At 71.9% G+C, this 25,772-nt stretch carries 16 protein-coding genes and 1 pseudogene; 1 reads left to right on the top strand and 16 read right to left on the bottom strand.

What is annotated here, in order from left to right:
• Positions 1-96 precede the first annotated feature (96 nt).
• From ACQPYE_RS14440 to fabG, 9 genes are all read right to left on the bottom strand, one after another.
• Complete coding sequence (locus ACQPYE_RS14440) at positions 97-2,031, bottom strand: vWA domain-containing protein (RefSeq protein ID WP_498721683.1); 1,935 nt, start codon at positions 2,029-2,031, stop codon at positions 97-99.
• Positions 2,028-3,413: a sigma 54-interacting transcriptional regulator gene (locus ACQPYE_RS14435; RefSeq protein ID WP_498721681.1), complete on the bottom strand. Its 1,386-nt coding sequence runs from the start codon at positions 3,411-3,413 to the stop codon at positions 2,028-2,030. The genes ACQPYE_RS14440 and ACQPYE_RS14435 overlap by 4 nt, the downstream gene beginning before the upstream one ends.
• Before the next feature lie 224 nt (positions 3,414-3,637).
• Complete coding sequence (locus ACQPYE_RS14430; RefSeq protein ID WP_498721680.1) at positions 3,638-3,790, bottom strand: hypothetical protein; 153 nt, start codon at positions 3,788-3,790, stop codon at positions 3,638-3,640.
• 114 nt (positions 3,791-3,904) lie between these two features.
• Complete coding sequence (locus ACQPYE_RS14425) at positions 3,905-5,698, bottom strand: glycoside hydrolase family 6 protein (RefSeq protein WP_498721678.1); 1,794 nt, start codon at positions 5,696-5,698, stop codon at positions 3,905-3,907.
• Positions 5,699-6,158: 460 nt separating this feature from the next.
• A complete protein-coding gene (locus ACQPYE_RS14420; protein WP_498721677.1) occupies positions 6,159-6,956 on the bottom strand; it encodes an Rv1486c family protein in 798 nt (265 codons plus the stop codon).
• A 32-nt stretch (positions 6,957-6,988) separates the two neighbouring features.
• Positions 6,989-7,462, bottom strand: coding sequence for a YcxB family protein (locus ACQPYE_RS14415; RefSeq protein ID WP_498721676.1), 474 nt, complete (start codon positions 7,460-7,462; stop codon positions 6,989-6,991).
• Positions 7,459-8,487, bottom strand: a complete 1,029-nt coding sequence (locus tag ACQPYE_RS14410; protein WP_498721675.1) for a ferrochelatase — start codon at positions 8,485-8,487, stop codon at positions 7,459-7,461. The genes ACQPYE_RS14415 and ACQPYE_RS14410 overlap by 4 nt, the downstream gene beginning before the upstream one ends.
• A 157-nt stretch (positions 8,488-8,644) precedes the next feature.
• Positions 8,645-9,412 carry an enoyl-ACP reductase FabI gene (fabI, locus tag ACQPYE_RS14405; protein ID WP_498721674.1) on the bottom strand — a complete coding sequence of 256 codons (768 nt, stop codon included), beginning with the start codon at positions 9,410-9,412 and terminating at the stop codon, positions 8,645-8,647.
• A gap of 76 nt (positions 9,413-9,488) precedes the next feature.
• Positions 9,489-10,193, bottom strand: coding sequence for a 3-oxoacyl-ACP reductase FabG (gene fabG / locus ACQPYE_RS14400; RefSeq protein ID WP_498721673.1), 705 nt, complete (start codon positions 10,191-10,193; stop codon positions 9,489-9,491).
• Positions 10,194-10,283: 90 nt separating this feature from the next.
• On the opposite strand from fabG, the gene ACQPYE_RS14395 reads away from it, so the two are divergent.
• Positions 10,284-12,929 carry an FAD-binding and (Fe-S)-binding domain-containing protein gene (locus ACQPYE_RS14395; protein ID WP_498722912.1) on the top strand — a complete coding sequence of 882 codons (2,646 nt, stop codon included), beginning with the start codon at positions 10,284-10,286 and terminating at the stop codon, positions 12,927-12,929.
• 149 nt (positions 12,930-13,078) lie between these two features.
• Here the strand turns inward: ACQPYE_RS14395 and cutA are convergent, their stop codons facing one another.
• From cutA to ACQPYE_RS14360, 7 genes and pseudogenes are all read right to left on the bottom strand, one after another.
• Positions 13,079-13,402, bottom strand: a complete 324-nt coding sequence (gene cutA, locus ACQPYE_RS14390) for a divalent-cation tolerance protein CutA (protein ID WP_498721672.1) — start codon at positions 13,400-13,402, stop codon at positions 13,079-13,081.
• Between the two features lie 37 nt (positions 13,403-13,439).
• Positions 13,440-14,438, bottom strand: a complete 999-nt coding sequence (locus ACQPYE_RS14385; RefSeq protein ID WP_498721670.1) for a LacI family DNA-binding transcriptional regulator — start codon at positions 14,436-14,438, stop codon at positions 13,440-13,442.
• Between the two features lies 1 nt (position 14,439).
• Positions 14,440-16,971 carry a beta-glucosidase family protein gene (locus tag ACQPYE_RS14380; protein ID WP_498721669.1) on the bottom strand — a complete coding sequence of 844 codons (2,532 nt, stop codon included), beginning with the start codon at positions 16,969-16,971 and terminating at the stop codon, positions 14,440-14,442.
• Between the two features lie 256 nt (positions 16,972-17,227).
• Entirely contained in the window at positions 17,228-20,164 is a 2,937-nt protein-coding gene (locus ACQPYE_RS14375; RefSeq protein ID WP_498721668.1) for a glycoside hydrolase family 48 protein, read from the bottom strand.
• A 115-nt stretch (positions 20,165-20,279) separates the two neighbouring features.
• Positions 20,280-23,228 (bottom strand): glycoside hydrolase family 9 protein, encoded by a 2,949-nt coding sequence (locus ACQPYE_RS14370; RefSeq protein ID WP_498721667.1) that lies wholly within the window; start codon positions 23,226-23,228, stop codon positions 20,280-20,282.
• A gap of 215 nt (positions 23,229-23,443) precedes the next feature.
• Positions 23,444-23,731 carry a cellulose binding domain-containing protein gene (locus ACQPYE_RS14365; protein ID WP_498722911.1) on the bottom strand — a complete coding sequence of 96 codons (288 nt, stop codon included), beginning with the start codon at positions 23,729-23,731 and terminating at the stop codon, positions 23,444-23,446.
• Between the two features lie 114 nt (positions 23,732-23,845).
• Positions 23,846-25,684: pseudogene (locus tag ACQPYE_RS14360) on the bottom strand (glycoside hydrolase family 3 protein); the annotation flags it as partial.
• Between the last annotated feature and the right edge of the window lie 88 nt (positions 25,685-25,772).

The raw sequence follows: 25,772 nt of genomic DNA, 5'->3' as shown, positions 1-25,772 counted from the left end.
CTGTCGCTGTCCGGCTGAGCCGGTTTCCGGGCCACGGCGGCTCCGCGCTCCACGACCAGGTGGAGCGCGGAGCCGCCGTGGCCCGCGCGGACGCCGTCAGCGGCGCTTGCGGGACCTCAGGTAATCGCTCACCACGGCCGCGCCGAGGCCGTCCTCGTCGGGCGCGACGACCCGGCCGCCGGACCGCCGGGCCACCGTGTCGACGAACCGGGTCAGCCTCGGGTCGTCGCCCAGCCGGAACACCGTGATCGCCGCACCCAGCCGGGCCAGGGCGTCGACCTCGACCAGGGTCTTGCCGATGGTCCGCGGCAGCGGCGGGTAGTGGAACTCGGCGTCGCCGGTCGCCTCCAGGTGCGCGGTCGGCTCGCCGTCGGTGACCACCAGCACCACCGGCTGCGCGTCGGGGTGCTTGCGGACGTGCCGACCGGCCAGCAGCAGCGCGTGGTGCAGGTTCGTGCCCTGCTCCCACACCCCTTCCAACGCGGTGAGCTGCCCGATGTCGACGGTCTCGGCGTGCCGGCCGAACGTGATCAGCTCCAGCGCGTCGGTGCGGAACCGGGTCCGCACCAGGTGGTGCAGCGCCAGCGCGGTGCGCTTCATCGGCACCCACCGGCCGTCCTGCACCATGGACCAGGACGTGTCCACGCACAACGCGACGACGGCTCGTGACCGCTGCTCGGTCTCGCTCACCTCGACGTCGACCACGTCGAGCCGGACCGGGCCGCCCGCCGACCGCAGCACGGCGTTCGTGACGGTCCGCGGCACGTTCCACGGCTCGGTGTCCCCGAACTGCCACGGCCGCGTCGACCCGATCAGCTCACCGGCCGCGCCGGCCGACGAGTTGTCCCGCTGACCCCGCTCGCGGGCGCTGTCGATCACGCCGCGCAACGCCGTCTCGCCCAACCGCCGCAACGCCTTCGGCGTCAGTCGCAGCGAACCGTCCGGCGCGCGTTCCAGCAGGTTCTGCGACCGCAGCTCGCGTTCCAGCTCGGCCAGCCGCCGCGCGTCGACGCCCGCCTCGCCGCCGAGCTGCCGGACCAGCGCCTCCAGGTCGATGTCCTCCAGCCGCGCGCCGGGGTAGCCCTGCGAGAGCTGCTCGGCCAGCGCGTCCAGCTCGGCCAGGTCCGCCATCGCCTGCGCGCCCTCGCCCAGCCCCAGCGGGTTGTTGCCGCGGAACCTCGCGGAGCCGTTCCAGTCCTCGCCCGGCCGCAGTCCCTGGAGCAGGGCGTCGAGCTGGGACAGCTGCGTGCCGACGCCCGAGTTGCCGAACGCCTGCTGCGACAACGTCGACAGCTCCTGGCGCTGCTCCTCGGACATCGAGTTCATCATGCGCTGGGCGGCGGCGGACCGGGCGGCCAGCGCGTCGATCAGCTCGTCCACCGACCCCGGGTTCTCCGGGAAGAACTCGCCGTGCTCGCGCATGAACCGCTCGAACGGCTCGGCCGTGTCCTCACCGGCGGCGTGCGCGGCGAGCAGCGCGTTGAGGTCGTCCAGCATCGACTGGATGCGCTGGACGTCCTCGGGCCGGACGTTCTCCATGGCCTGCTTCATGCCCTGGAACCGCTGGTCCATGAGCTCGCGGCCGAGCAGGTTGCGGATCTCCTCGTAGGACTCGCGGGCCTGCGGCGAGCGCCAGTCGTACTCGCCCAGCTCGCTCACGGCCGCCGCGGTCGACTGCGGCAACGCGTCCAGCTGGGCCTCGCGGAACCGCGCGTCGTCGTCCGGGTCGGGGAACAGCGCGGCCCGTTCGGCGGCCAACGCCTCCTCCAGCAGCCGCTGGACCTCCTGCAACGTGCCGTCCAGTCGGTGCCGGCGGGTGAGGGCGGCGCGCTTCTGCCACAGCCGCGCGGTCAGGTCGTCCAGGCCGCGGGTACCGGGCAGACCCCGGCGCAGCAGCTCGCGCAGCGCCGAGTCGGGTGACGCGCCTTCCATGACTTCGCGGCCGATCTCGTCCATGGCCGCGCGCAGGTCGGTCGGTGGGGCGAGCGGGTCTGGCCCGTCGACGTACCGGCCGTACCGGTAGCTGCTCATCCGTACACCGTTCGGTCGTCGTCGCTGTCCTTGGACAGCTGACGGGTCAGGTAGAGCGATTCCAGCGCCAGCTCGACGGCCGACGCGATGCGTCCCGCCGGGTCCTTCGGGCCCGCGCCGACCCGCTGCGCCACGTCGTGCAGCACGGGCAGCTCCGGCAGCGCGGCCAGCAGGTCGCCGGGGTGCACCCGTTCGCCGGTGGCCACCGGGTGGCCGTCGGACACCAGCTCGGCCAGCGGCCTCAAGTCGATGCCCGCGAACGTGGACCGCGCCGTGTCCGCGACCGCGCGGCGCAGCAGGTGGACCAGCACCTCCTGCTCGCGGCCCTCCTCGCCGGCCTCGAACTCCAGCTTGCCGCGCAGCACCTCGGTCACCGACTCCAGGTCGATCGGGCGGGCGATGGGCGGGTTCTCGCCGATCAGCGCGCTGCGGCGCAGGGCGCTGGCGGCCACCGTCTCCGCCGCCGCGACCGCGAAGCGGGCCGACACGCCGGAGCGCTGGTCGATCGAGGACGACTCGCGCAGGTGCCGCACGAACCGGGCGATGACCTCCAGCAGGTGGTCGCCGACCTCGGCGACCAGGTGGGCCTCCTGGCGGACCAGCTCGACCTCGGCCTCGATCTCCAGCGGGTAGTGGGTGCGGATCTCCGCGCCGAAGCGGTCCTTGAGCGGCGTGATGATCCGACCGCGGTTGGTGTAGTCCTCGGGGTTGGCGGTGGCGACGAGGAGGACGTCCAGCGGGAGCCGCAGCGTGTAGCCGCGGATCTGGATGTCGCGTTCCTCCATCACGTTGAGGAGGGCGACCTGGATGCGCTCGGCCAGGTCGGGGAGCTCGTTGACGGCGATGACGCCGCGGTGGGAGCGGGGCAGCAGGCCGTAGTGGATGGTCTCCGGGTCGCCGAGGCTGCGACCCTGGGCGACCTTGACCGGGTCGACGTCGCCGACCAGGTCGCCGACGCTCGTGTCCGGGGTGGCGAGCTTCTCGGCGAACCGCTCGTCGCGGTGCTTCCAGGTGACGGGGAGCTCGTCGCCGAGCTCCTTCGCGCGGCGCTTCGACTCGGGGGTGATGGGGTCGAGCGGGTGCTCGTTCAGCTCGGCGCCCTCGATCACCGGGGTCCACTCGTCCAGCAGGCCGACGATGGTGCGCAGGAGGCGCGTCTTGCCCTGCCCGCGTTCGCCGAGGAGCACCACGTCGTGCCCCGCGAGGAGGGCTCGCTCCAGCTGCGGCAGGACGGTGCGGTCGAAGCCGACGATGCCGGGCCAGGGGTCGCGGCCGTCGCGAAGGGCGGCCAGGAGGTTCTCCCGGATCTCGGCCTTGACCCCGCGCGGCACGTAACCGGCCTCGCGGAGGGCGCCTGCGGTGGTGGGAAGGTCAGAGGTCACTCCACCGAAGTTACGCACTGATCGGCCGTCGGTCGACGTGAAGCCACTCCACCTCGGGTTTTCCGCCGGAACGCCCCGACGGGGCCAGAATTGTCGGACCCCTCTGGGAGAATGAAAACAGGGGTCCCTTGGGCGGGGACCCCTGCGCAGCATCGACGGCCGGGCGGGACCCGGCAGAGCGGTCGGCGATGACCGGGCGCAGGTCGGTGGGCGCAGGTCGGTGGTCAGGCGGCCAGGGTCAGCAGGTCCGTCCTGGCCGCGTCGTCGTCCAGGTGGGCGATGGCGACCATCGGGGCCAGGGCACCGCGCGCGCACCACTCGGCCACCGCCGGGCCGAACCGCAGGGACAACCGACCGGTGATCTCCTCGACGTCCACCCGTGCCACGGTGAAGACGACCACAAATGGATGAACGCCCGTAGGCGGCGCCCAGGAACGGACGCCGCCTACGGTGTGCAGAGCTATTCAGTTGTCGTGCCAGTCAGCCGATGGTCACAGCGCCGGGTAGGCGTTGGCCATGAGCTCCTGGAACTGGGCCGAGAACCAGTGGCCCGAGAGCGGCGCGTTGGCAAGGGCACCCGAGGGGTTGTTGCCGTTGCGGATGTTGCCACCGTAGGTCGGGTCGCACATCCGGTCGAAGCCCTTGCCCTCTTCGTTCGGGATCTGGGTGCTCGAACCGTCGGACTCACCCGGCGGCTTGATCCAGACGTAGGCGTCGATGTTCGGCTTCGGCGCGGCCTTCGGCCGCTCACCGAGACCGGCACCGGCCTGGTTGCACCAGTTGCCCTTCTGGGCACGACGGTCGATGCGAGACTGGTTCACGTAGTCGTTCGCGTTGGTCGCGGTCGACTTGGCGGTGGGCCGGTTGGGGCCGCCCCAGCCGTTGCGCGAGGTGTCGATCAGCATGCCGATGCTGCTGTCGAAGCCCTGCTTGACCAGCTCGGCGCGCATCGCCGTGGCGAAGCCCAGCTCACCGTTGAAGTCGTTCCAGTCGACCCAGGTCGCCGACTCCTTCACCGGGCGACCGCCGACCAGGTCGTCGACCGTCCAGTACGGCTCCTCCAGCGCGGAGTAGTTCGCCGTGTTGGTGACGAAGCCGTGGATCTTGTCCTTCGTGGCGCCGTTCTTGCCCAGGAGGGCCGCGAACTGCTTGGCGGCGGCGTAGAAGTTGTCGTACTCCGGCACCGTGTCGCCCCACCCGATCCAGCCGTGGTGGCCGGAGTCGATGTAGTTGTAGACGTTGGCGACCGCGCCGAGCTTGCCGATGGCGTAGGACACGCCCTCGACGTAGTTGCCGTTCGCCTTCATCGCGTCGCAGTTCGCCACAGCCGTGGCGCGCGGCGAAACGTTGGTGACCAGGTTCGGCAGCGAGTCGATCTCGATGACCGGGACGATGCGCAGCTTCGCGTACTCCGGCCGCGACACGATGCTCACGATCGGGTCGATGTACTCGGTCTTGTAGCGACCGATCTCCGTCTGGCCCAGCTCACCGTTCGAGGCCAGCGCGGCGCAGTCGCGGCCGGGCAGGTTGTAGACGACGAACTGGAAGACCAGCTGACCGTCCGAACGGGCCGCGCGCTGCTTCTCGGCCTCGTTCAGGTGGTCCGCCAGACCCATGAAACCGGTGGTCGGCGAGCCGTTGCCGGCGATCGCGCTGATCCGGTCCAACCACACACCCGTCGGCTGGTTCGCGATCCGCGAGCCACCGGGCTCGGCGGCGGCGCGAGCCGACCACTGCGGGTTGACGTACACGCCCGCGCCGACGTACGGGTTGTCGACCTTCGGACCGCCAGGGTTGCCCGTGGTGGTCGTCGTGCTCGTCGTCGTGCTGGTCGTGGTGCTGGTCGTCGTGCTGGTGGTGGTGGTCGTGGTCGTCGTGTCGACCGACCCCGTGCACACCGTGCCGTTCAGCCTGAACTGCGTCGGCACCGGGTTGGACCCGGTCCACGAGCCGTTGAAGCCCGGCGTCACCGACGCGCCGGTTCCGAGGTTGCCGGCCCAAGAGGGGTTGCGGACCGTCACGCGCGTCCCGGACTGGGAGAACGTGCCACTCCACCCCTGCTGGACCCGCTGGCCGGCGGCGAAGTCCCACTCCAGCGTCCAACCGCCGGAAATGGCGTCACCGAGGTTGGTGACCGTGACGTTGGCGCCGAATCCGCCTTGCCACTGGTTCGTGATCTGGTACGCCACCCGACAACCGGGTGCGGCGTTGGCGGTGGCGGTCGAAGCCACCACCCCGGCAACGGACAACGCCGCCACCGAGGTCACCGCCAATGCCCCGGTCAACTTCCGGGAGCGTACGAATGTGCGCAGACTCATGCATCGCCTCCTTGCGAGCAACCCGCCATCTGGGAGCGCTCCCAGCGATTTCGCCGAATCGGGATTCGACGCGAGACCGAAACAGCTGCCTGGGAGCGCTCCCAGACGTACCGTAACGCACGACACCTCGTGTTGACGAGGGGTTGACCTGGACATAATCCGCCGCTATACCCGGGCACGTACCCTGCTCCAAGCCGCTGAGCTGCGCTAACGGTACTCGGACAGCCGCCGGATTTGTCGCTTCCCGATCGGCCGGAATCGATTCGGACCGCGAACGGTCGTCATCCTGATCGCCTGTTCAGCCCAGGGTCGGCGCGGTTCGGTCGTACGTTCACAGTCGAATATTCGATTGGGTCGCCCACAACGGGACTACCCGCTATTTCGAAGGTCACCGAATAGCTGTCGAATATTCGACGGCGGATGCCGCCTAATGGCGGCCGGCGCCCTGATCCGAAAGCACTCGCACGGCTTCGTCCACGGCCGCGAGCCGAGCCAGCCGCACGGCTTCGGACAGCGGCCGCAGCGCCTCGTCCCGCGCCCTCGTCGCGGTCGCCGACACGGCGCCGCCCGGCGCGTCGGACGCCGCCACGGTGAGGATCGCGGCGACCTCGGAGGCGCGCTGGAGCACGCGCAGGGCACGAGGAGGCATCCCGGCGGGCCACTCCAGCGCCGTGTGCTCCGCGGCCAGCGCGGCGATCTCGGTCCGCACGTTCGGCCGGTGCCGCGCCACGTCCAACGTCACCAGCGCGGTGGCCGCCTCGCGCATCGCCGAGGACAGGCCGTGCTCGGCCTCGCCGATCGGCACGTGCTCGCCGGCGGGCGCGCCGGGCAGGTCGAACACCGTCCACCGCACGACGCCGTCGGCCACCAGCTTCGGCACCAGCCCCACGCCCACCTCCGGCAGCACGGCGGCCTCGCCCGCGCGCAACGCGGACTTGCCGAGCGGCCCGTTGGCGCCGAGCCCGCGCACGTCACCGGGCACGGGGATGACCAGCCGGGCGGTGGTCGCGGACGCGCGGCGCAACGACGCCAGCAGCAGCGCGGGGCCTACCGGGGCCTCGTCGGGACCGGGCAGGTCGAGCGCCGTCGCGGTGCCGTCGTCATCGGCCACCACCTCGTGCAGCCCGGCCCAGAACCCCAGGGCGTCGAGGACGTCGTCGGCCGCGGCCGCACCATGCAGCCAGGCTGACGTCCAGACCACCAGCGTCGCACTCGCACAAGACACGCCTGCCGAGGGTACGCGGGCCCTCCGCCGGCTCAGGCCGCCGGGCCGACGTGTTCCACCAGCAGGGACCGGAACTCCTCGACCGCCTCGGCGTCGGCGAACGCGCGGTGCGGCACGGCGTACACGGCGGTGGTGCCGGTCCGGAGCACGAAGCCACGCGCCGTCTCCACCCAACCGGGCAGTTCGGCCCAGCTCAGCTCGCTGCGCGCGGCCTCGCCGACGGACATCCGCAACGAGTGCGCGTCCGCCGTGCCGGTCACCGCCTTGGCCGCCAGCGGGTGGTTGTGGAAGTTCACCGCGGTGCCCACCGGGACGAGTGCGATGATGATCACAGCGAGCGCGAGGCCGAACACGCCCGCCCAGGTCATGCCCATCACCAGCACGACCACGCCCAGCGCGCCGAGCGCCGCGGCGAACCACGGCGCCCACCGGTACAGCGGCACGGAGGTGCGCAGCGCGTCACGCCAGTCGGCGGGCCGCGGCGACCAGCTGAAGTCCACGCTCACCGGCCCGCACCAGGCCGCTTCACGGGCTCGCAGCACCGGGTGGCGCAGAACGCCCCGTCGACCGTGCAGCCGCGGGTAGGGAAGTCCGAGAGCTTGCGCGCCGGGGCGTCCGCCACGTGCTCGGCGACGAGTTCCGCCACCAGCTCGGCGAACCGGGGGTCGTCGTTGGGCGTGGCCGCGCGGGCGAAGCCCATGCCCAGCTCCTGGGCGCGTTCACGGGCTTCGGTGTCGAGGTCCCACACCACTTCCAGGTGATCGCTGACGAACCCGATCGGGCAGACCACCACGTTGCGCACACCCTTGTCGTGGAGGGTGTCGAGGTGGTCCACGATGTCCGGCTCCAGCCACGGCACCTGCGGCGGCCCGGACCGCGACTGCCACACCACGTCGTGGTCGGCGACGCCGACGGCCTCCGCGACCAGCCGTGACGCCTCGGCGACCTGGCGGGAGTAGAGGTGGCCGCCGTCCTCGGGCGGTCCGGCCGCCCGGTCCGCCGACACCGGCACGGAGTGCGCGGTGAACACCACCCGGTAGTCGTCGCCGGGCAGTTCGGCCGCGGCGGCGCGCACGGCGTCCGCGAACGACGCCACGAACAGCGGGTGGTCGAAGAACTGGCGCAGCTTGACCAGCTCGGGCGCGTCCTCGACCGCCGCGCGGGCGCGCAGGATGTCCTCGTCGTACTGGCGGCACGCGGAGTAGCCGCCGTAGGCGCTGGTCGGGAAGACGAGGGCGCGCCGGACGCCGGCGGCCTTCATCTCGGCCAGGGTGTCCTCGACCATCGGGTGCCAGTTGCGGTTGCCGAAGTAGATCGGCAGGTCGACCAGGCCGCGCACGGCCTCGATCGCGGCGCGGTTGAGCGCGTTGATCGGCGACACGCCGCCGAAGTGCTGGTAGTGCTGCTCGACCTCGTCCAACCGCTCGGGCGGGACGCCGCGGCCACGGGTCACGTTCTCGAGGAAGGGGCGGACGTCGTCGGGTCCTTCCGGTCCGCCGAAGGACAGCCAGAGCAGCGCGTCGTAACTCACCCGGACATCCTCGCGCCGCCGGGGCCGGGCCGCACAACCGGGTCGGCGTGATTCGAGCGCACGCCGGCTCGCGCCTGTTTGACATGGGCCCCTTACGGGCACCCCACGCTGGCCGAAGCCATGTCGAACAGGCGCGAGTCGGCTACCGGGGAGGGGCCTACAGGCCCAGGAAGTGCACGCCGCCGTCGACGAACACCATCGAGCCGGTGGTGGCGGGGAACCAGTCGGACAGCAGGCCGCACACCGACTTGGCGACCGGCTCGGGGTCGTCCACGTTCCAGCCCAGCGGGGCCTTCTCGCCCCACATGGCCTCCAGGGCCGGGAAGCCGGGGATCGACTTGGCGGCCATCGTGCGCACCGGACCCGCCGAGACGAGGTTGATCCGGATGCCCTTCGGGCCGAGCTCGCGGGCCAGGTAGCGGTTGATCGACTCGAACGCCGCCTTCGTCGGGCCCATCCAGTTGTAGGCGGGCCACACCTGGCGGGCGTCGAAGTCGAGGCCGACCACCGACGCGCCGCTGCCCAGCAGCGGCAGGGTGGCGCTCACCAGCGCCTTGTACGAGTACGCCGAGACGTGCATGGCCGTGGCCACGTCCTCCCACGGCGCGTCCATGAACGGCGCGCCCAGGCACGACGGCGGGGCGTAGCCGATCGCGTGCACCACGCCGTCCAGGCCGTCCACGTGCTCGCGCAGCCGGTCCGCCAACGTGTCCAGGTGCTCCTGGTTCTGCACGTCGAGCTCGACCACCGGCGCGGCCTGCGGCAGGCGCTTGGCGATCCGCTCCACGAGGCTCATCCGGCCGAAGCCGGTGAGCACGACCTGGGCGCCCTGCTCCTGGGCGACCTTGGCCACGTGGAAGGCGATCGACGCGTCCGTGATCACGCCGGTGATCAGCAGCCGCTTGCCTTCGAGCAGTCCCGTCACTGAAACCCGTCCTCCGAGGTGTTGTGCTTGGTAGTGGTGCCCGCCCGGTGGTTCGGCGGCACCGTGGTCCGGCGGTTCAGTGGCCCATGCCGAGGCCGCCGTCGACCGGCAGCACCGCGCCGGTGATGTAGGCGGCGGCGTCGGAGGCCAGGAAGGTGACGGCGGCGGCGATCTCGTCGGTCGTGCCGTACCGGCCCGACGGCACCTGGGCGAGGATCTGCTTCTTGCGGTCCTCCGGCAGCGCGTCGGTCATGTCCGTGGTGATGAAGCCGGGCGCGACGACGTTCGCGGTGATGTTGCGGGTGCCGAGCTCGCGGGCGATCGACCGGGCGACGCCGATCAGGCCCGCCTTGCTGGCCGCGTAGTTGACCTGGCCCGCGCCGCCCATGAGGCCGACGACGGACGAGATGAACACGATGCGGCCGTAGCGCTTGCGCAGCATGCCCTTGGACGCGCGTTGGGCGACCCGGAACGCGCCGGTCAGGTTGGCGTCGAGGACCCGGGTGAACTGCTCGTCGGTCATCCGCAGCAGCAGGGTGTCGTCGGTGATGCCCGCGTTGGCCACGACCACCTCGACCGGCCCGTGCGCGGCCTCGACCTCGGCGAACGCCGCGTCCACCTCGCTGGAGCCGGTCACGTCGCACTTCACGCCGAGCAGGCCCTCGGGCGCGCCGGACCCGCGGTGCGTCACGGCGACCTTGTCGCCCTGCGCCGCGAACGCCCGCGCGATCGCCAGACCGATGCCCCGGTTGCCGCCGGTGACCAGAACGGACCTCGACACGCTTGCTCCCATCGCTGCTGGTTGATGCCGGGCGAGGCTATCCCCTACCCCGAAGTACGCCACCATTGGCCGGAGGTGGATCACAATCGGGTGGTGACCGGTTTCGTCGAGCAACTCCGGGCCGTGGTGGAGGGCGACGTGCTCGCCGACCCCGGCGACCGCGCGCTGTACTCCGTCGACGCGTCGAACTACCGCCACGTGCCGGTGGTCGTGGTGCGGCCCCGTTCGGTGGACGGGGTGGTGGCGGCGGTCGGGGTGGCGGTCGAGCACGGCGTGCCCATCACCAACCGGGGCGCGGGCACCTCGGTCGCGGGCAACTCGGCGGGCGCGGGCCTGGTGATCGACTTCTCCCGGTACCTCGACCGGGTGATCTCGGTGGACCCGGTCGAGCGGGTCGCGGTGGTGCAGCCCGGGGTGGTGCTGGACCGGCTCAACGACGCGGCCCGGCCGCACGGGCTGGTGTTCGGGCCCGACCCGTCCACCCACTCCCGCTGCACGCTCGGTGGCATGATCGGCAACGACGCGTGCGGCGCGCACTCGGTGGCCTGGGGCAAGACCAGCGACAACGTGCACGCGCTGGACGTGCTGCTGGCCGACGGCCGGCGGTTCGACACGCGCACTCCCCCGCCGCTGGACCTGCCGGAGGTGGACCCGGCGTGGTTCCCCGCGCTGGACCGGCGGGTGTCCGGCTACCGGCTGGACGCGCTGCCCGACCTGACCAGGGCGCTGGTGGGCTCGGAGGGCACGTGCGCGACCGTGCTCGGCGCGACCGTGCGGCTGGTGGAGGCGCCGCCGCGCCGGGTGCTGGCCGTGCTCGGCTTCGACGGCCCCTACGACGCCGCCGACCTGGCGCCGCGGCTGCGCGAGCTGGACGTGCTCACGATCGAGGGCTTGAACGTCGAGCTGGCACGGGCCGCGGGCGGGGCGCGGCGGCTGCTGCCGCGGGGCGAGAGCTGGCTGTTCGTCGAGGCGGCGGAGGACTCGGTCGCGCACCTGGCCGCCGCGCTCGCGCCGCACTCGGTGGTGGTGACCGATCCGGCGCGGCAGCGCGCGCTGTGGCGGGTGAGGGAGGACGGCGCGGGGCTGGCGACGCGGATGGCCGACGGCGGCGAGGCGTGGTCGGGGTGGGAGGACGCGGCCGTGCCGCCCGAGCGGCTGGGCGCCTACCTGCGGGAGTTCGACGCGCTGCTGGCCGGGCACGGCAGGCGTGGCGTCACCTACGGGCACTACGGCGAGGGCTGCCTGCACGTGCGGATCGACTTCGACTTCCGGCGCGGGCACCGGTCGTTCCTCCAGGACGCGGCGGACCTGGTCGTGGCGCACGGCGGGTCGTTGTCCGGCGAGCACGGCGACGGGCAGGCGCGGTCGGAGCTGCTGCCCCGGATGTACCCGCCGGCCGCGATCGAGGCGTTCGGGCGGTTCAAGGCGGCGTTCGACCCGGGCGGCCTGATGAACCCGGGCCGGATCGTCGCGCCCGCGAAGCTGGACGACGACCTGCGCGTGCTGGTGGCTCCCCCGGTGATCCCGACCAGGGCGAAGCTCGCGCTGCGCGCCGACGGCGGCGACCTGGCGGCGGCGACGCGACGGTGCGTCGGCGTCGGCAAGTGCCTGAACACGTCCGGCGGGGTGATGTGCCCGAGCTACCGGGTGACGAAGGAGGAGAAGCACTCCACGCGGGGCCGGGCGCGGCTGCTGTTCGAGATGCTCGGCGAGCAGGTGGTGCGCGGCGGGTGGCGGTCCGAGGAGGTCCGGGACGCGCTGGACCTGTGCCTGGGCTGCAAGGGGTGCAAGCGGGACTGCCCGGTGGACGTGGACATGGCCACCTACAAGGCGGAGTTCCTGCACCACCACTACCGGGGACGGGTGCGGCCGGCGGCGCACTACTCGATGGGGTGGCTGCCGCTGTGGCTGCGGCTGCGGTTGGTGAACGGGCTCAGCGCGCGGTTCGGGCGGTTCGGCGGCGTGGCGCCGGAACGGCCGTTGCCGACGCCGGTGCGCACGTTCCAGTCGCGGTTCTCCGGTGGTGGTGGCGGCGGTGAGCGGGTGCTGCTGTTCCCGGACACGTTCACCAACCACTTCGAGCCGGAGGTCGGGTTCGACGCGGCGGCGGTGCTCGGTCACGCGGGGCAGGCCGTCGAGGTGCCGCGCGGCGCGGTGTGCTGCGGGTTGACGTGGTTCTCCACCGGCCAGCTGGGCGTGGCGCGGCGGGTGGTGCGGCGGACGGCCCGGCTGCTGCGGCCGTGGACGCGGGACGGCGTGCCGGTGGTGGGGCTGGAGCCGAGCTGCACGGCGTTCCTGCGGTCCGACGCGCTGGAGGTGGCGGGCGACGACCCGGACGTGGTGCGGCTGGCGGAGTCGGTGCGCACGTTCGCCGAGCACGTGTCGCCGCTGCTGGAGCCGGTGGCGGGTGACGTCCGGGCGGTCGTCCAGCCGCACTGCCACCAGTACGCCGAACTGGGGCTGGACGCGGACCGGGAGCTGCTGGCCAAGGCGGGGGTGAGCGCGTCGGTGCTGGCGGGGTGCTGCGGGCTGGCGGGCAACTTCGGCTTCGAGCGCGGGCACTACGACGTGTCGATGGCGGTGGGCGAGCAGACCCTGTTCCCCGCCGTGCGGGCCGCCGGCGCGGACACCGCGGTCGTGGCGGACGGCTTCAGCTGCCGCACGCAGGTCCGGCACGGCTCGGCCGCCGAACCCGTGCACACGGCCACCCTGCTCCGGCGGCGGCTGCGCCTCTGACCTCGCGAGAGTCCTACGTCCAGGTCGCGAGAGTCCTACGCTCACGCACCTCGAGTTCAACGCTCACGTCAGGCGGCACGGGTCGTGAGCGTTGAACTCAGAGGTCGTGAACGTAGGACTCTCGGGGCGTGAACGTAGGACTCGCGGGGTCAGGGGCGGGTTTCGTCGGTGAGCCACGCCAGGTAGTCGGGGTTGCCGCCGAGCACCGGCAGGGCCAGCACCTCGGGCACGTCGTAGGTGTGCCGCGCCGTCACGAACCCGGTCAGCTCGTCCACCCGGTCGTAGGCGGTCTTGATCCAGAGCTGCCACTCGTGGTCGTCCCTGACCTCGCCGTCCCACCGGTAGACGCTGCGGACCGGGCCGCTGATCTGCACGCACGCCGCCAGCCGGGCCTCGACGATCGCCTTCGCCAACGCGCCGGCCGCGTCCTCGCTGTCGGTGGTGGTGATGACCACGACGTGGTTGTCGCTCATCCTCCGGAGGGTAGCGGCGGCGCCGGGCGGGCGGTGGTCAGCGGGTCGTGCTGGCCCGTTCGGTCAGCCGCGGCGGCAGCAACGTCAGCGGCGGGGTCGGGGTCCGGTCGAGCTTGGCCATCAGCAGCGCCACCGCGTGGTGGCCCAGCTGCTCGGCGGGCACGGCCACCGAGGTCAGCGGCGGCATCAGGCGTTCGGCCTGGTCGTCCGGGCAGATCGCGATCACCGCGATGTCGTCGGGCACCTTGCGCCCCAGCGACCGCAGCACCTCGACCACCGACGGCAGCGCGGCCTCGTTGTGCACCACCAGGCCGGTCACCCCGGGGTGGCGCTCCAGCAGACCGGTGATCGCCACCCGCACCGACTCGTGGTCGGGCTCCGTGGGCAGCGTGGTCGAGGAGACGCCGCGCCGCATCGCCGCCGCGCTGAACCCGGCCATGGTCCGGTGCGCGAACCCGGTGTCGCGCTGGTAGACCGCGCGCGGCGCGCCGACCAGCGCCACGTAGGTGTGACCCAGGTCGGCCAGGTGGTCCACGCACCGCGAACCCGCCTCGGCGAAGTCCAGGTCCACGCACGTCAGCCCGGCCGCGTCGGCGGGGAAGCCGATCAGCACCGACGGCCGGTCCAGGTCCCGCAGCACGGGCACGCGCTCGTCGTGCATCTCGACGTCCATCACGAGCAGCCCGTCGACCTGGGCGCTGCCCGCCACCCGGCGCAGGCCCGCCGCGCCCTGGTCGGCGGTCACCAGCAGCACGTCGTGGTCGTGCCGGCGGGCCGCGTTGGCGACCGCGACGACGAACTGCATCAGCACCGGCATGTGCATGCCCTCGCGCATCGGCAGCACGAGCGCGAGCACGTTGGCGCGGTTGCTGGCCAACGACCTGGCGCCCGCGTGCGGGTGGTAACCCAGCTCCCGCACGCTCGCCTCGACCCTCGCCTTGGTGGCCGTGGAGATCGAGCGGCGACCGGTGAGCACGTAGGACACGGTGCTGGGCGCGACTCCGGCGTGCCGCGCGACATCGGCGATGGTGACCACGTCAGCGCACCTCCCGCACGCGCACGCCGGCCACGTCGGCGGTGAGCACCAGCGACGTGCCGTCCGCCGAGAGCCGGGTGTCCGGTGGGGCGGACCGCGACCCCGGCGCCACGTCCCGGAAGGAGATCCACGCGCCCTCGCGGGTGAACACCACCTCGTCGTCCACCAGTCGCACCCCGTCGCAGTCGTCGAAGGTCAAGGCGGGCAACGCGCCCGTGCGCGGCACGCGGGTCTCCCCCGGCACGTCGGCCACCAGCCGGGCCCGGATGTCGCGGGAGGACGACCCGACCAGCAGCTCGTACCGACCGGCCTCGACCACCCGCCGGCCCGTGGTGACGTCCCAGTGCCACAGCTGGTCGGACCGCAGGTCGACCACCGCGGTCTCGCCCGGCGCGAGGTGGACCCGGTGGAACGACTGGAGCTTGCGCACCGGCTGGCGCACCCGCGAGTCGAGCGCCGCGGAGTACAGCTGCACGACTTCCGCGCCCGCGACGTCACCGGTGTTCGTGACCGAGACCGTGGCGACGCCGTCGGCCCACGCGAGGTCGGCGTACTCGAACGTGGTGTAGGACAGGCCGTGGCCGAACGGGAACAGCGGCTCGCCGGTGAAGTACAGGTACGTGCTGCCCGCGCGGATGATGTCGTAGTCGAAGATGTCCGGCAGGTCGTCGTCGGACCGGTACCACGTCTGGGTGAGCTTGCCCGACGGGGAGAACGCGCCGAACAACGCCTCCGCGACCGCCCGGCCCTGCTCCTGCCCGCCGTGCGCGGTCCACACGACGGCGGGCAGGTGCTCCTCCTCGCCGTCCAACGCGTACGGGTAGCCGCTCACGAGCACCAGCACGGTGTTCGGGTTGGCCTCCCGCACCGCGCGCACCAGGTCGAGCGACGGCAGGCGCAACGTGGTGCGGTCCTCGGTCTCGCGGCCGTTGACGTGCGGGTCGTTGCCCAGCACCAGCACGGCGGTGTCGGCGGCGGAGGCCGCTTCGACCGCGGCGGCGATCCCGTCCACCACCCGTTCCACCTCGAACGGGACGGTGTCGTTGCCCTGAACCTTGTTGCGGAGCACCACACCGCCGTCGGTGAGCCGGGGCTCGAACAGCTCGCGCACGTCCCAGCCGCCGGGCATCGCGGCGGTGGCGACCAGTGAGCCGTCCTCGGCCACGCCGAGGTACCGGCGGGAGCCCACGTCGCGCAGCGCCCACACCCCGTCGCCCCAGTCGAACCGGTCGAACAGCGCCCGCTCACCCAGGCCGACCACGCCGCCGCGCACGCCGAGGTAGCGGCCGTCCGCCGCGCGCAGCGCGATCCGGTCGACGCCCTCGGTGCAGGAAACCGACGAGGCGAACTCCTCCAGTCCTCTTCGGACGGTCACCTGGTAGGGCAGGGTGCCGCTGTACCAGTCCTCGAACAGCGTGTCGGCGTGCGTGCCGATCACGGCGAGCTGCGCGCCGCGCCGCAACGGCAGCGCCGACTCGTTGCGCAGCACCACGACCGCCTGCCGTGCCGCCTCCAACGCCAGTTCGCCGTGCGTGCCGATCACGTCCGACGTGATCGAGGCGTGCGGGTTGTCGTCGACGGGGTCGAACTCGCCGAGCCGGAACCGCAGCGCCAGCACGTTGCCCACCGCGCGGTCCACCGCCGAGAAGTCCAGCAGGCCGTCCTTGAGCGCCGTGGTGACGCTCTCGATCGTCAACGTCGGGTCGGCGTCCTGGTCGGTGAAGCTGTCCAGGCCCGCGTTCAGCAACGCCGCGTGCCCTTCCGCCTGCGTGGGCAGGTACGCCTGCAAACCGGCCACGTTCGACGGCGCGTACGCGTCGCTGACGACCGCGAGCCCGTCCGGCGCCCACGTCCGCAACTCCTGCTCGATCAACGGGCTCAGGTGCGCGGGACGGCCGTTGACCAGGTTGTACGACGGCATCACCGCCACCGCCGCGCCCGCCTCGACCGGCCCCCGGAAGCACGGCAGCTCGTACTCGTGCAGCACCCGGGGGCGCAGGTCGGACGACGTGACGCAGCGGTCGTCCTCGTTGTTGTAGCCCAGGAAGTGCTTCAACGTCGGCGCCGTGCGCAGGTAGCGCGGGTGGTCGCCGCGCAGGCCGGTCGCGTACGCCGTGCCCATCGCGGCGGTCAGCGTCGGGTCCTCGGAGTAGCCCTCCTCGTTGCGGCCCCAGCGCGGGTCGCGCAACGGGTTCACCACCGGCGCCCACACGTTCAGCCCGTGCGCGACCGGGTCGCGGTGGTGGAAACCCCGCGCCTCCACACCGGTCGCCTCGCCGACCCGCCGCACCAGTCCGGTGTCCCACGACGACGCCAGCCCCACGGCTTGCGGGAACACCGTGGCGGGCCCCGCCCAGGCGACGCCGTGCAGCACCTCCATGCCGGTGTGGAACGCCGCCAACCCCAGTCTCGGCACGGCGGGCTGGTGCTGGTGCAGCAGCGCCACCTTCTCCTCGTCGGTCAGCCGGCCGAGCAGGTCGGTCACCCTGTCCTCGACCGGCAGACCCGGATCGCGGAACGGCAGCGGGTCCACGGCACACCTCTCGCGGTCGTCGAATTGTTCGAAGCTGCAGCTCACTGAATCGAATCGTTTCGATTGCTGCGACAACAACGCCGACCTGGGTCAGCGGGCGGGGTGCCAGAAATGTGGCACAGCTCTCTCATCGGAGTCAACACCGGAGTGCCGAAGTCGTCCCACCGGCGGCGGCTGCCACGATCAAGACGCCCCGAGACATGCCGAACACCCCCCTCACCACGTCGTGAGGGGGGTGTCGGCGACCTTCGCGGGTCTACCCGAACAGCTCCACGTGCAGCTGGAACGCCGTGGCGATCTCAGCTTGCGCCCAGAACCGGTGGTAGGTGAAGGTCGGCGCGGGGCCGCCGTCCAGGTACGCCTGGACCTTGGGCCATTCCGGGTCCTGCTTGAACATCGAACGCATGTCCAAGAAGGACGCACCGGGCTTGATCTGGTCGCCGTTGGGCATGTCGCCGGACCAGCCGGTCGGGACGTACGGACCCTCACGCGTCGACGTGTTGTAGACGTCGTCGAAGCGGTTGTAGTCCTTGCGCTCCTCCGGCACCGCGATGCCCTTGTCGTCCTCGTGCGCCAGCAGCGCCGTCAAGAGGCCCTCACCGACGGTCTTCGCCTGGGCGTTGCCCGACTTGGCCGCGTAGTTGAGGAGCGTCTTGGCGTAGGACGCGGCGATGCCGACGTCCTGGCTGAAGTTGAGCACCCGGGCGCGCAGGCTCGCGTTGGCGCCGGGGTTGGTGGCGTTCCAGGTGTCCGGAGCGCCAGTCCACTCGATGTCGGACGGGATCTGGAACGTGCCACCGGTGCCGACGGTGGTGTTCGCGATGGCCCAGGGGACCCACTTGTCGAGGATCTTCTTGGCCGCCGCGTTGCCCGTCTTCTCGTACAGGGCGGCGGTGCGCTCCATCTGCCACGCCTGGAAGCCGAACCAGCGGTTCGACGGCGGGTCGCGCCACACGGGGTGGGCGTCGTAGTACATGCCGTAGAACGTCGGCGTGCCCGACGGCGGGGCGGCGTACTGGCCCTCCCAGCTGTTCGTGACACCACCGGCGATGGCGCCGTCGGCCGACTGGAGCCACTGCAGCATCTCCAGCTGGCGGGTCATCGACGTGGCCCAGTCCTGCTGGCCGGTCGCCGACTTCGGCTTCAGCGCGGGCACGTTCGCCAACGCGTAGGCCGCGAGCGGGTTCTGGTAACCCTGGTGCGACGCGCCGTCACCGATGCGCCACGCCCAACCCGCGGACGTGTCGGTCGCGCCACCCCACGCGTAGTACCAGGACATCAGGTAGTGCGCGCTGTCCTTGCCGGTACCGGCCGGGCAGCTGGTGCTGGCGCAGTTGCCGATCTTCTTGAAGTACTTGTCGAACATGGCGTAGCGGAGGTAGTCGCCCATCTTGGCGGCCTTCTCCAGCTCGGGCGCGACCTCGCTGGCCTTGCCCTGCTCGGTCGCCCACTCCTGCGCCAGCATGGCCACCTGCACCGCACGCGCGTCGGCGTCCGGGGCGTTGGTGTACTTCCACTGCTTGGCGTAGCTGGCGTCCTTGGTGAACAGGTCGAGGAAGCCGTTGGGGCCACCGTGCGCGAAGGTGTCGCAGGACGGCTGCGGGATGGTCTCCCACACCGACTCCGACGAACCGCGCTGGTAGGTGTTGATGTACGCGGGCGCCGCGTCGGACTCGTCGCCGCACCGGCCGAAGCCGTAGGTGTTGTCGACGTCGATCAGCCAGTGCATGCCGTAGATGTCGCTGTTGCCGTAGGCCGACTTCAGCTCGGCGGCGATCGGGTCGCGGCCGACCGGCACGCCGGCGTCCAGCACCGACGGGTACTGGTCCATGCGCGGGTGCTCCGGCGCGTACGTCGCCGGCTTGGAGGCGTCGTACTTGTCGTTGGTCGGCTGGTCCGCCTTGGCCGGGATGATGTACTTCTCCATCGAGGCCCAGGCCTTCTTGAACGGCGCCCAGTCACCGACGATCTTGCCGTAGCTGGCTTCCAGCCACAGGTAGTAGCTGAACGCCTCGGACGTGGTCTGGTGACCGTGGTCCGGCGCCTCGACCATCAGCGTCTCGATCGAGTGGTACGGCACCTTCAGCCCGTCGGAGAAGGTGCGGAAGTAGCCGCTCGCCGGGTCGTTGATCTTGGCGTACTGGTCGAGGAAGGCCTGCTCGAAGTCCGACGCGGAGTCGGAGATCTCCTTGACCTCGACCGTGGCCGCGGTGGCGCCGGTCGCGCTGGCGGTGAACGTGGCCGTGGCCAGGTCGCCGCCGTTGGCCGCCGAGGTGACCGTGACGTTCTGCTTGGTCGCCCAGTTGGCCGTGGTGAACGTCAGCGAGGCCGGACCGGCGGTCAGGTCGGTGCTACCGCCCGAACGCGCGACGGTGACCGTCACCGACGAGGTGGGCGCGGTGGCCAGGGAGACGCCGAAGGTGCCGGTGGCGCCCTGCTTCACGCTCAACGACGGCGGGCTGACCTGCACCGCTTGGCCCGCGATGACGCGGATGCTGGCGATGCTGGAGTTGCCGATGCCGCCCTTGTCGTCGGTGGCGCGGGCCACGATCGCGTGCTCGCCCACGGTCGCGCCGGTCCACGAGCCCGTGTACGGGGCGCTCGTGTCGGTCGCGACCACCACGCCGTCGGCCAGGAAGTCGACCTTGGCGACGGTGCCGTCGGTGTCGGCCGCGGTGGCCGCCAGCGGGACCGCCTGGCCGACCTGGAACGACTGCGCGGTCGTCGGCGACGTCAGCGACACCGTCGGGTTGACGTTGACGTTCGGGCCGGTGCAGCGCGTGCCGTTGAGGGCGAAGTCCGTGGGCGGCCGGTTCTGGCCGGTCCACGAGCCGTTGAAGCCCGGCGTCACGGTGGCGCCGGTACCGAGGTTGGGAGCCCAACCCGGGGCCGCCACGGTCACCGCGGCGCCGCTCTGCGAGAACGTGCCGCTCCAACCCTGCTGAACGCGCTGGCCATCCGGGAAGGTCCACGTGAGGCGCCAGTTGTTCACCGGGTCACCCTCGTTGCGGACGGACACGTTGGCGCCGAAGCCACCCTGCCACTGGTTGGTGACCTGGTAGTTGACCGTACACGCGACGGCCGCGTTCGCCACCGGCGCGACGAACGGCATAACACCCGCGGCAGTTGCCGCCGCGGCTATCAGCGCGAGCGGACCGGTGCGCAACCGTCCCGCTCTGGTGCGGTACCTCATGCGTCCTCCTCCTGCACGGATCAGCCATTGACCCGCGAAGCTTGAAAGGGCGTGGCGGAGAGTGGAGTCGGCACGGGACGCCTGGGCGCGCAGAACGCCCCGTGCCGAGTCTGGGTCAGGGCTCGGTGCCCCAGGCGAGGGTCCCGCCGGTGTAGGCGGTCACCCGGTCGAAGTCGGTGAGGGTCGCGCTGACCCGGTAGCTGTGGTCGTCGGCCTGGTTGAAGGTCGACCAGTCGGACTTGGCCACCCGCAACTGGATGTCGCCGGTGCTCGCGCCCGCGGCGAGCGTGCCCGCCGCGAACGACACCTGGAGGTAGGAGTCCACGCCCGGTCGCGCGGTGGGCAGCTTCACCACGGTGGCGCGCACGTTCGCGCAGCCGACCACCGCCCAGTCGCAGAACACCTGGTAGTTGGCGTTGGCGGTGTCACCGGTGAACCAGTACCGGAGGGTGACGGCGGACCGGTCGACCGCCGTCGTGCCGCGGTTGACCACGGCGAGCGTCGCGCCGATCTGGTTGGCGCTCGCCGAGCCGTTGCCGCGCTGCTGCACGGCGACCGGGCCGGTCGCGCCGCCCGGGGTGGTCCGGAACGCCACCGCGGTGCTCGGCGAGGAGACGTTGCCGGAGGTGTCCTTGGCGCGGACGGTGAAGGTGTACGCGGTGTCCGCGGTCAGGCCGGTCAGCTGGTGGCCCACCCCCGTGGTGGTGGCCGCGACCGTCCCGTCCGGGCGGAGGACCTCGTAGCCCGCCACGGCTTCGTTGTCCGTGGAGGCGGTCCACGTGAGCGTCGCGCCGGTGCTGGTGACCGAGGAGACGGACAGTCCACCCGGGACGGTCGGCGACTCGCGGTCGCCGGTGGTGTCGGTGGTGACCACGGTGATCACCGCGCTCGCGGCCGAGCGGTTGCCCGCGGCGTCCTTGGCCCGCACGGTGAACGTGTGGGAGGTCGCCGGGGCGAGGCCGGAGAGCTGGAACGTCGGGGTGGCCGGGGCACCTACGGACGTGCCATCCGCCCGGAGCACGTCGTAGCCGGTCACCCCGACGTTGTCGGTGGACGCGGTCCAGGTCAGCGTGGCGCTGGTGGCGCCGACGTTGGACGCGCGCAGTCCGGTCGGGACGGTGGGGGCCTCGCGGTCCACCACGGCCGGGCCGGGTTCCTTGCCCCACTGCACCTGGCCGTCCTGGACCAGCACCAGGCGTTCGGTCAGCGCGACCGTGTTGCCCGTGCCGAGGCCCTCGAACGACCAGTCGTTGGACGGGTCCCAGGCGCCCGCGCTGGTGATGCGGAACTGCACCTCGTGCTTGTGCGCGGACTGGCCGCCGGGGTACACGCCGGGGCACGGCACGTCCACGTAGTACACCGAGCCGCTGTGCTGCTTGGGACCGCTGGGCGTGCCGCACTGGTTGTAGTTGGTGGCGACGGTGACCTGGTCCGGCGTGGTGGCGCCGTCGAGGGTGAAGTAGTAGCGCAGCGAGCCGTTGAACACCCGGGCGGGCCACGCGGTCTTGTTGAGCACGAACGCCTTGACCTCGGTGAAGCCGGCCGCGCTCTGGTTGACCGAGGCCTGCACGGTCAGCTCGGGGCCGTCCGTCGCCTCGGCGACCGGGAAGGTGGTCAGCGGCGTGCCGCCGTACTCCTTGTAGAGCCGGGCGAGCGCGCCGGTGAACCCGGCGTTGTAGTCCAGCGCGACCTCGTTGGCGACGAAGTCGGTGCGGTCGTCCTTGTACGCGTCGTTGTTCGTGCCGGGGCCGCCGACCAGCGCGCCGTACAGGACGTGCCTGCTGGTCACCGGATCCTGCATGGTGTCGGCCCACGCGCCGTGCGCGGTGCGGTGGTGCGGGTTGCGCGGCGGGGTGGCGCCGAAGCCGACGACGTAGCTGGCGTTGCGCGGGTTGTCGCCCAGCGCGTAGTTGATCTGCCGCGCGCCGAAGTCGTGGTAGGCGGTCGCCCTTGCGGCGTCGCGGTCGCGCAGCCAGTCGCTGTAGACGAGCGCGACGAACGCGGTGTTGGCCGCGTACCGCAGCGAGCCCCAGGTGTCGAGGTGCGCCTGGCCGCCCGGCGAGTAGCGCACCCGGTTGCCGTTGTAGCCCGTGGTCCAGTAGTCCAGCCACCGGTTGGCGTCCGCGACGTACTCGGCCTCGCCGGTGAGCTTGGCCATCAGCGCGTAGGCGCCGTAGGACTTGTCGTCCCACGCGATGGTCCACCGGTAGGACCGCGTGGTGGTCTGCGGCTCCGTGGACAGCTTCGGGTACTCCGCCTTGGCCTTGGCCAGGTAGCTCGCGTCGCCGGTGGCGCGGTACAGCCAGATCGCGCCCCACACGAGCTCGTCCTGGTAGCCGCTCCAGGAGTTGTAGAAGTTCGCCGAGTCGGTGATGCAGGCGCTGTACTTGCCGCGGTAGGTGTCGGCGAAGCCGTAGAGCTGCTTGGCGTGGGTCAGCAGCGTCGCCGAGTAGGTCGGGTCGGTCGCCTTGAACACCATCGAGGCCGACGCCATCGCCGCCGCGTACTCGCCCGCGAGGTCCGAGCCGGGGCAGGAAGCGTCCACTTTGTACGACGGGCGGGCCATCTGCATGACCTCGGCCGCGCCCCACCACTTGTGGTCGTCGTCGCCCTTGCCGACCTGCCCGTACACCACGTTGGGCGACGGGTGGGCCTTGATGATCCAGTCCGTGCCCCACTTGAGGTTCGCCATCAGGTGCCGCAGCTGGCCCGAGCTCTCGTAGGCGTCGCGGTTCTCCACCGCGCCCCACGCCAGCATCGACATCGTGGCCGCGAACGGCAGGCCGAACTTGACGTGGTCGCCCGCGTCGTAGAAGCCGCCCGAGAGGTCGAGTCCGACGTCGCTGCCGTCGCGCAGCGCCGAGTCGCCGCGCCAGTTCACCCGGTTGTCGGCAGGCAGGTCACCGGACCTCTGGGCGTCGTAGAACCAGATCGACTTCTGCAGGGCCTCGCCGTAGTTGAACGCGGGCGCGGCCGTCGCGGACGGCTGGAACGGGGTCAGCGTCAAGGCGCTGACCAGCACAGCGAGCGTGCCGGCCAGCGCACCGGACATGCGTCGTCGCATGCGGTGCCTCCGAGGGGCAGGGCGGTGGAGGTTTCTGGGAGCGCTCCCAGTCCGGGACTGTAACGGCAACGAAACACCGTGAAAAGAGGGTTCAGCCACAAAGCCTTGACAAATTCGGCTTGCGGTCTCCCGGAGTGTGGGCTGAACGGTGGCTCGCGCTGGGCTGAATGACCCAGCGTGGGGGAGCGCTCCCAGAAAGTGACCACGACGCGGTGCTACCTCGCCCGGCAGGTCAGCTCGGCCGTGGCCGCCGAACCGCTCGCGGTGTACCCGAAGGACCCCGAAGCCCCCGGCGCGAGCGTGCCGTTCCAGCCGACGTCGTCCACGGACACGGCCGTGCCGGTCTGGGTCAGCCTGCCGTTCCACAGCGAGGTGATCGCCTGGTCGCCGGCCCTCGTCCAGGTGACCGTCCAGCCGTTGAGCCGGGCGGCGCCGGGGTTGACGACGGTGACCTCGGCCTGGAACCCACCCTGCCAGGAGCCGGTCACCCGGGCCGTGGCCACGCAGCCGCCGGGCGGCGGGGCGGAGGTCGTCGTCGTGGTGCTCGTGGTGGCGGTGGTGGACGTGGTCGTCGTGGTGGTGGACGTGCTGGTCGGGGTGGTGCTGGTGGTGGTCGGCCGGTAGCTCAGGCCGTGCCCGAGCGGGTAGAGGGCGGCCTTGCCGTCACCGGCGTTGATCGGCTGCTGCGAACCGCTGCTCATCCACGTCACGGGCAGTTTTCCGGTGGGGTTGTGGTCGCCGAACAGCACGTCGGCCACGCCGCGGCCCTCGGTGCCGGGCAGCCAGGAGGCGAGCAGCGCGTCCCAGTCGCCGACCTGGCTCGCGATGTCCAGCGGGCGCCCGGACACCAGCACGACGACCACCGGGATGCCCGCGGACCGGAGCCGGTTGATCGTCTCCAGGTCCTCGCGGTCGAGGCCGAGGCCGTACGGCCGGTCGCCCTGGCCCTCGGCGTACGGGGTCTCGCCCACCACCGCGATGGCCGCGTCGTACGAGCCGTCCACCCCGGCGCCGTAGCGGTCGTGGGTGATCGCGGCGCCGGTGCCGACCAGGTCGCGGATGCCCTGGAGGATCGTGGTGCCCGGCGTGGTGTTGCCGCTGCCGCCCTGCCAGGAGATCGTCCAGCCGCCGCTCTGGTTGCCGATGTCGTCGGCCGACTTGCCGGCCACGAAGTACCGGCCGGACTTGGCCAGCGGCAGCACGCCGTCGTTGCGCAGCAGCACCTGCGACTGCCGCACCGCCTGGCGGGCCAGGTCGCGGTGCGCGGCCGAGCCGACCGTCGAGGTCAGCGAGCGGTCGGTGAGGGGGCGCTCGAACAGGCCGAGCTCGAACTTCTTGGTCAGGATGCGGCGGTTGGCGTCGTCGATCCGGGCCGTGCTCACGCGACCGGCCTGCACCTCGGCCTTGAGCAGGCCGGTGAACCGCTGGTAGTCCGTCGGCACCATCACCATGTCGATGCCCGCGTTGACCGCCGCGGCGACCTCGGCGCCGGTGAACCCGGTCGCGCCGTCGATCTGGTCGATGCCCGCCCAGTCCGAGACCACGAAGCCGGTGAAGCCGAGCTCGGTCTTGAGCAGGTCGGTGATCAGGTACCGGTGGCCGTGCGCCTTGACGCCGTTCCAGCTGCTGTAGGAGATCATCACCGAGCCGACGCCCCGGTCGACGGCGGCCTCGAACGGCGGCAGGTGCACGGCGCGCAGCTCCTGCTCGGTGATCCGCGCGTCGCCCTGGTCGTCGCCGGCGGCGGTGCCGCCGTCGGCGATGTAGTGCTTCGCGGTGGCGAGCACGGAGCCGGCCGTGCCGCCGAGCGTCGCGCCCTGGAGGCCGTCGACGTAGGTGGTCATCGCGGTGGGGATCTCCGGCACCTCGCCGAACGACTCGTAGGTGCGGCCCCACCGGTCGTCGCGCGCCACGCACAGGCAGGGCGCGAAGTTCCAGTCGATCCCGGTGCCCGCGACCTCCTTCGCGGTGACCTCGCCGATGCGCTTGACCAGCTCCGGGTCGCGCGTCGCGCCCAGGCCGATGTTGTGCGGGAAGATCGTCGCGCCGCGCACGTTGTTGTGGCCGTGCACCGCGTCCACGCCGTAGATCAGCGGGATGCCCAGCGGCGTGGACAGGGCCGTGCGCTGGAAGTTGTCGTACATGTCGGCCCACGACTGGGCCGTGTTCGGGGTCGGCGCGGAGCCGCCGCCGGACAGCAGCGAGCCGATCCGGTAGGTGGCCAGGTCCGCGGTGGACTTGAGCGCGCCGCGGTCGACCTGGGTCATCTGGCCGACCTTGTCGTCCAGCGACATGCGGGCGAGCAGTTGCTCCACCCGCGGGTCGACCTGGGCCGCCACCTGGGCGGTCGCGACCGGTCGCAGGTGCGGCACCAGCACGGTGGCGGCGAGGGCGACGGCCGCCAGGAGGGCCGTCGTCGCGGCCACCGCGACGGGTCGGGAGGGAGTGCGCGTCATTGCGTTGCCTCCGGGTCGGGAACAGGGTCCGAAAGAGGGCTGGGAGCGTTCCCAGAGTAGGAATGTCCGGCTTTTCGCACCAGTGCTG

The sequence above is a fragment of the Actinosynnema sp. CA-299493 genome (assembly GCF_050946825.1).
Lineage (GTDB): Bacteria > Actinomycetota > Actinomycetes > Mycobacteriales > Pseudonocardiaceae > Actinosynnema.
The sequence above is the reverse complement of the archived record's forward strand: the minus strand, read 5'-3'. Positions and strand labels throughout refer to the sequence as shown.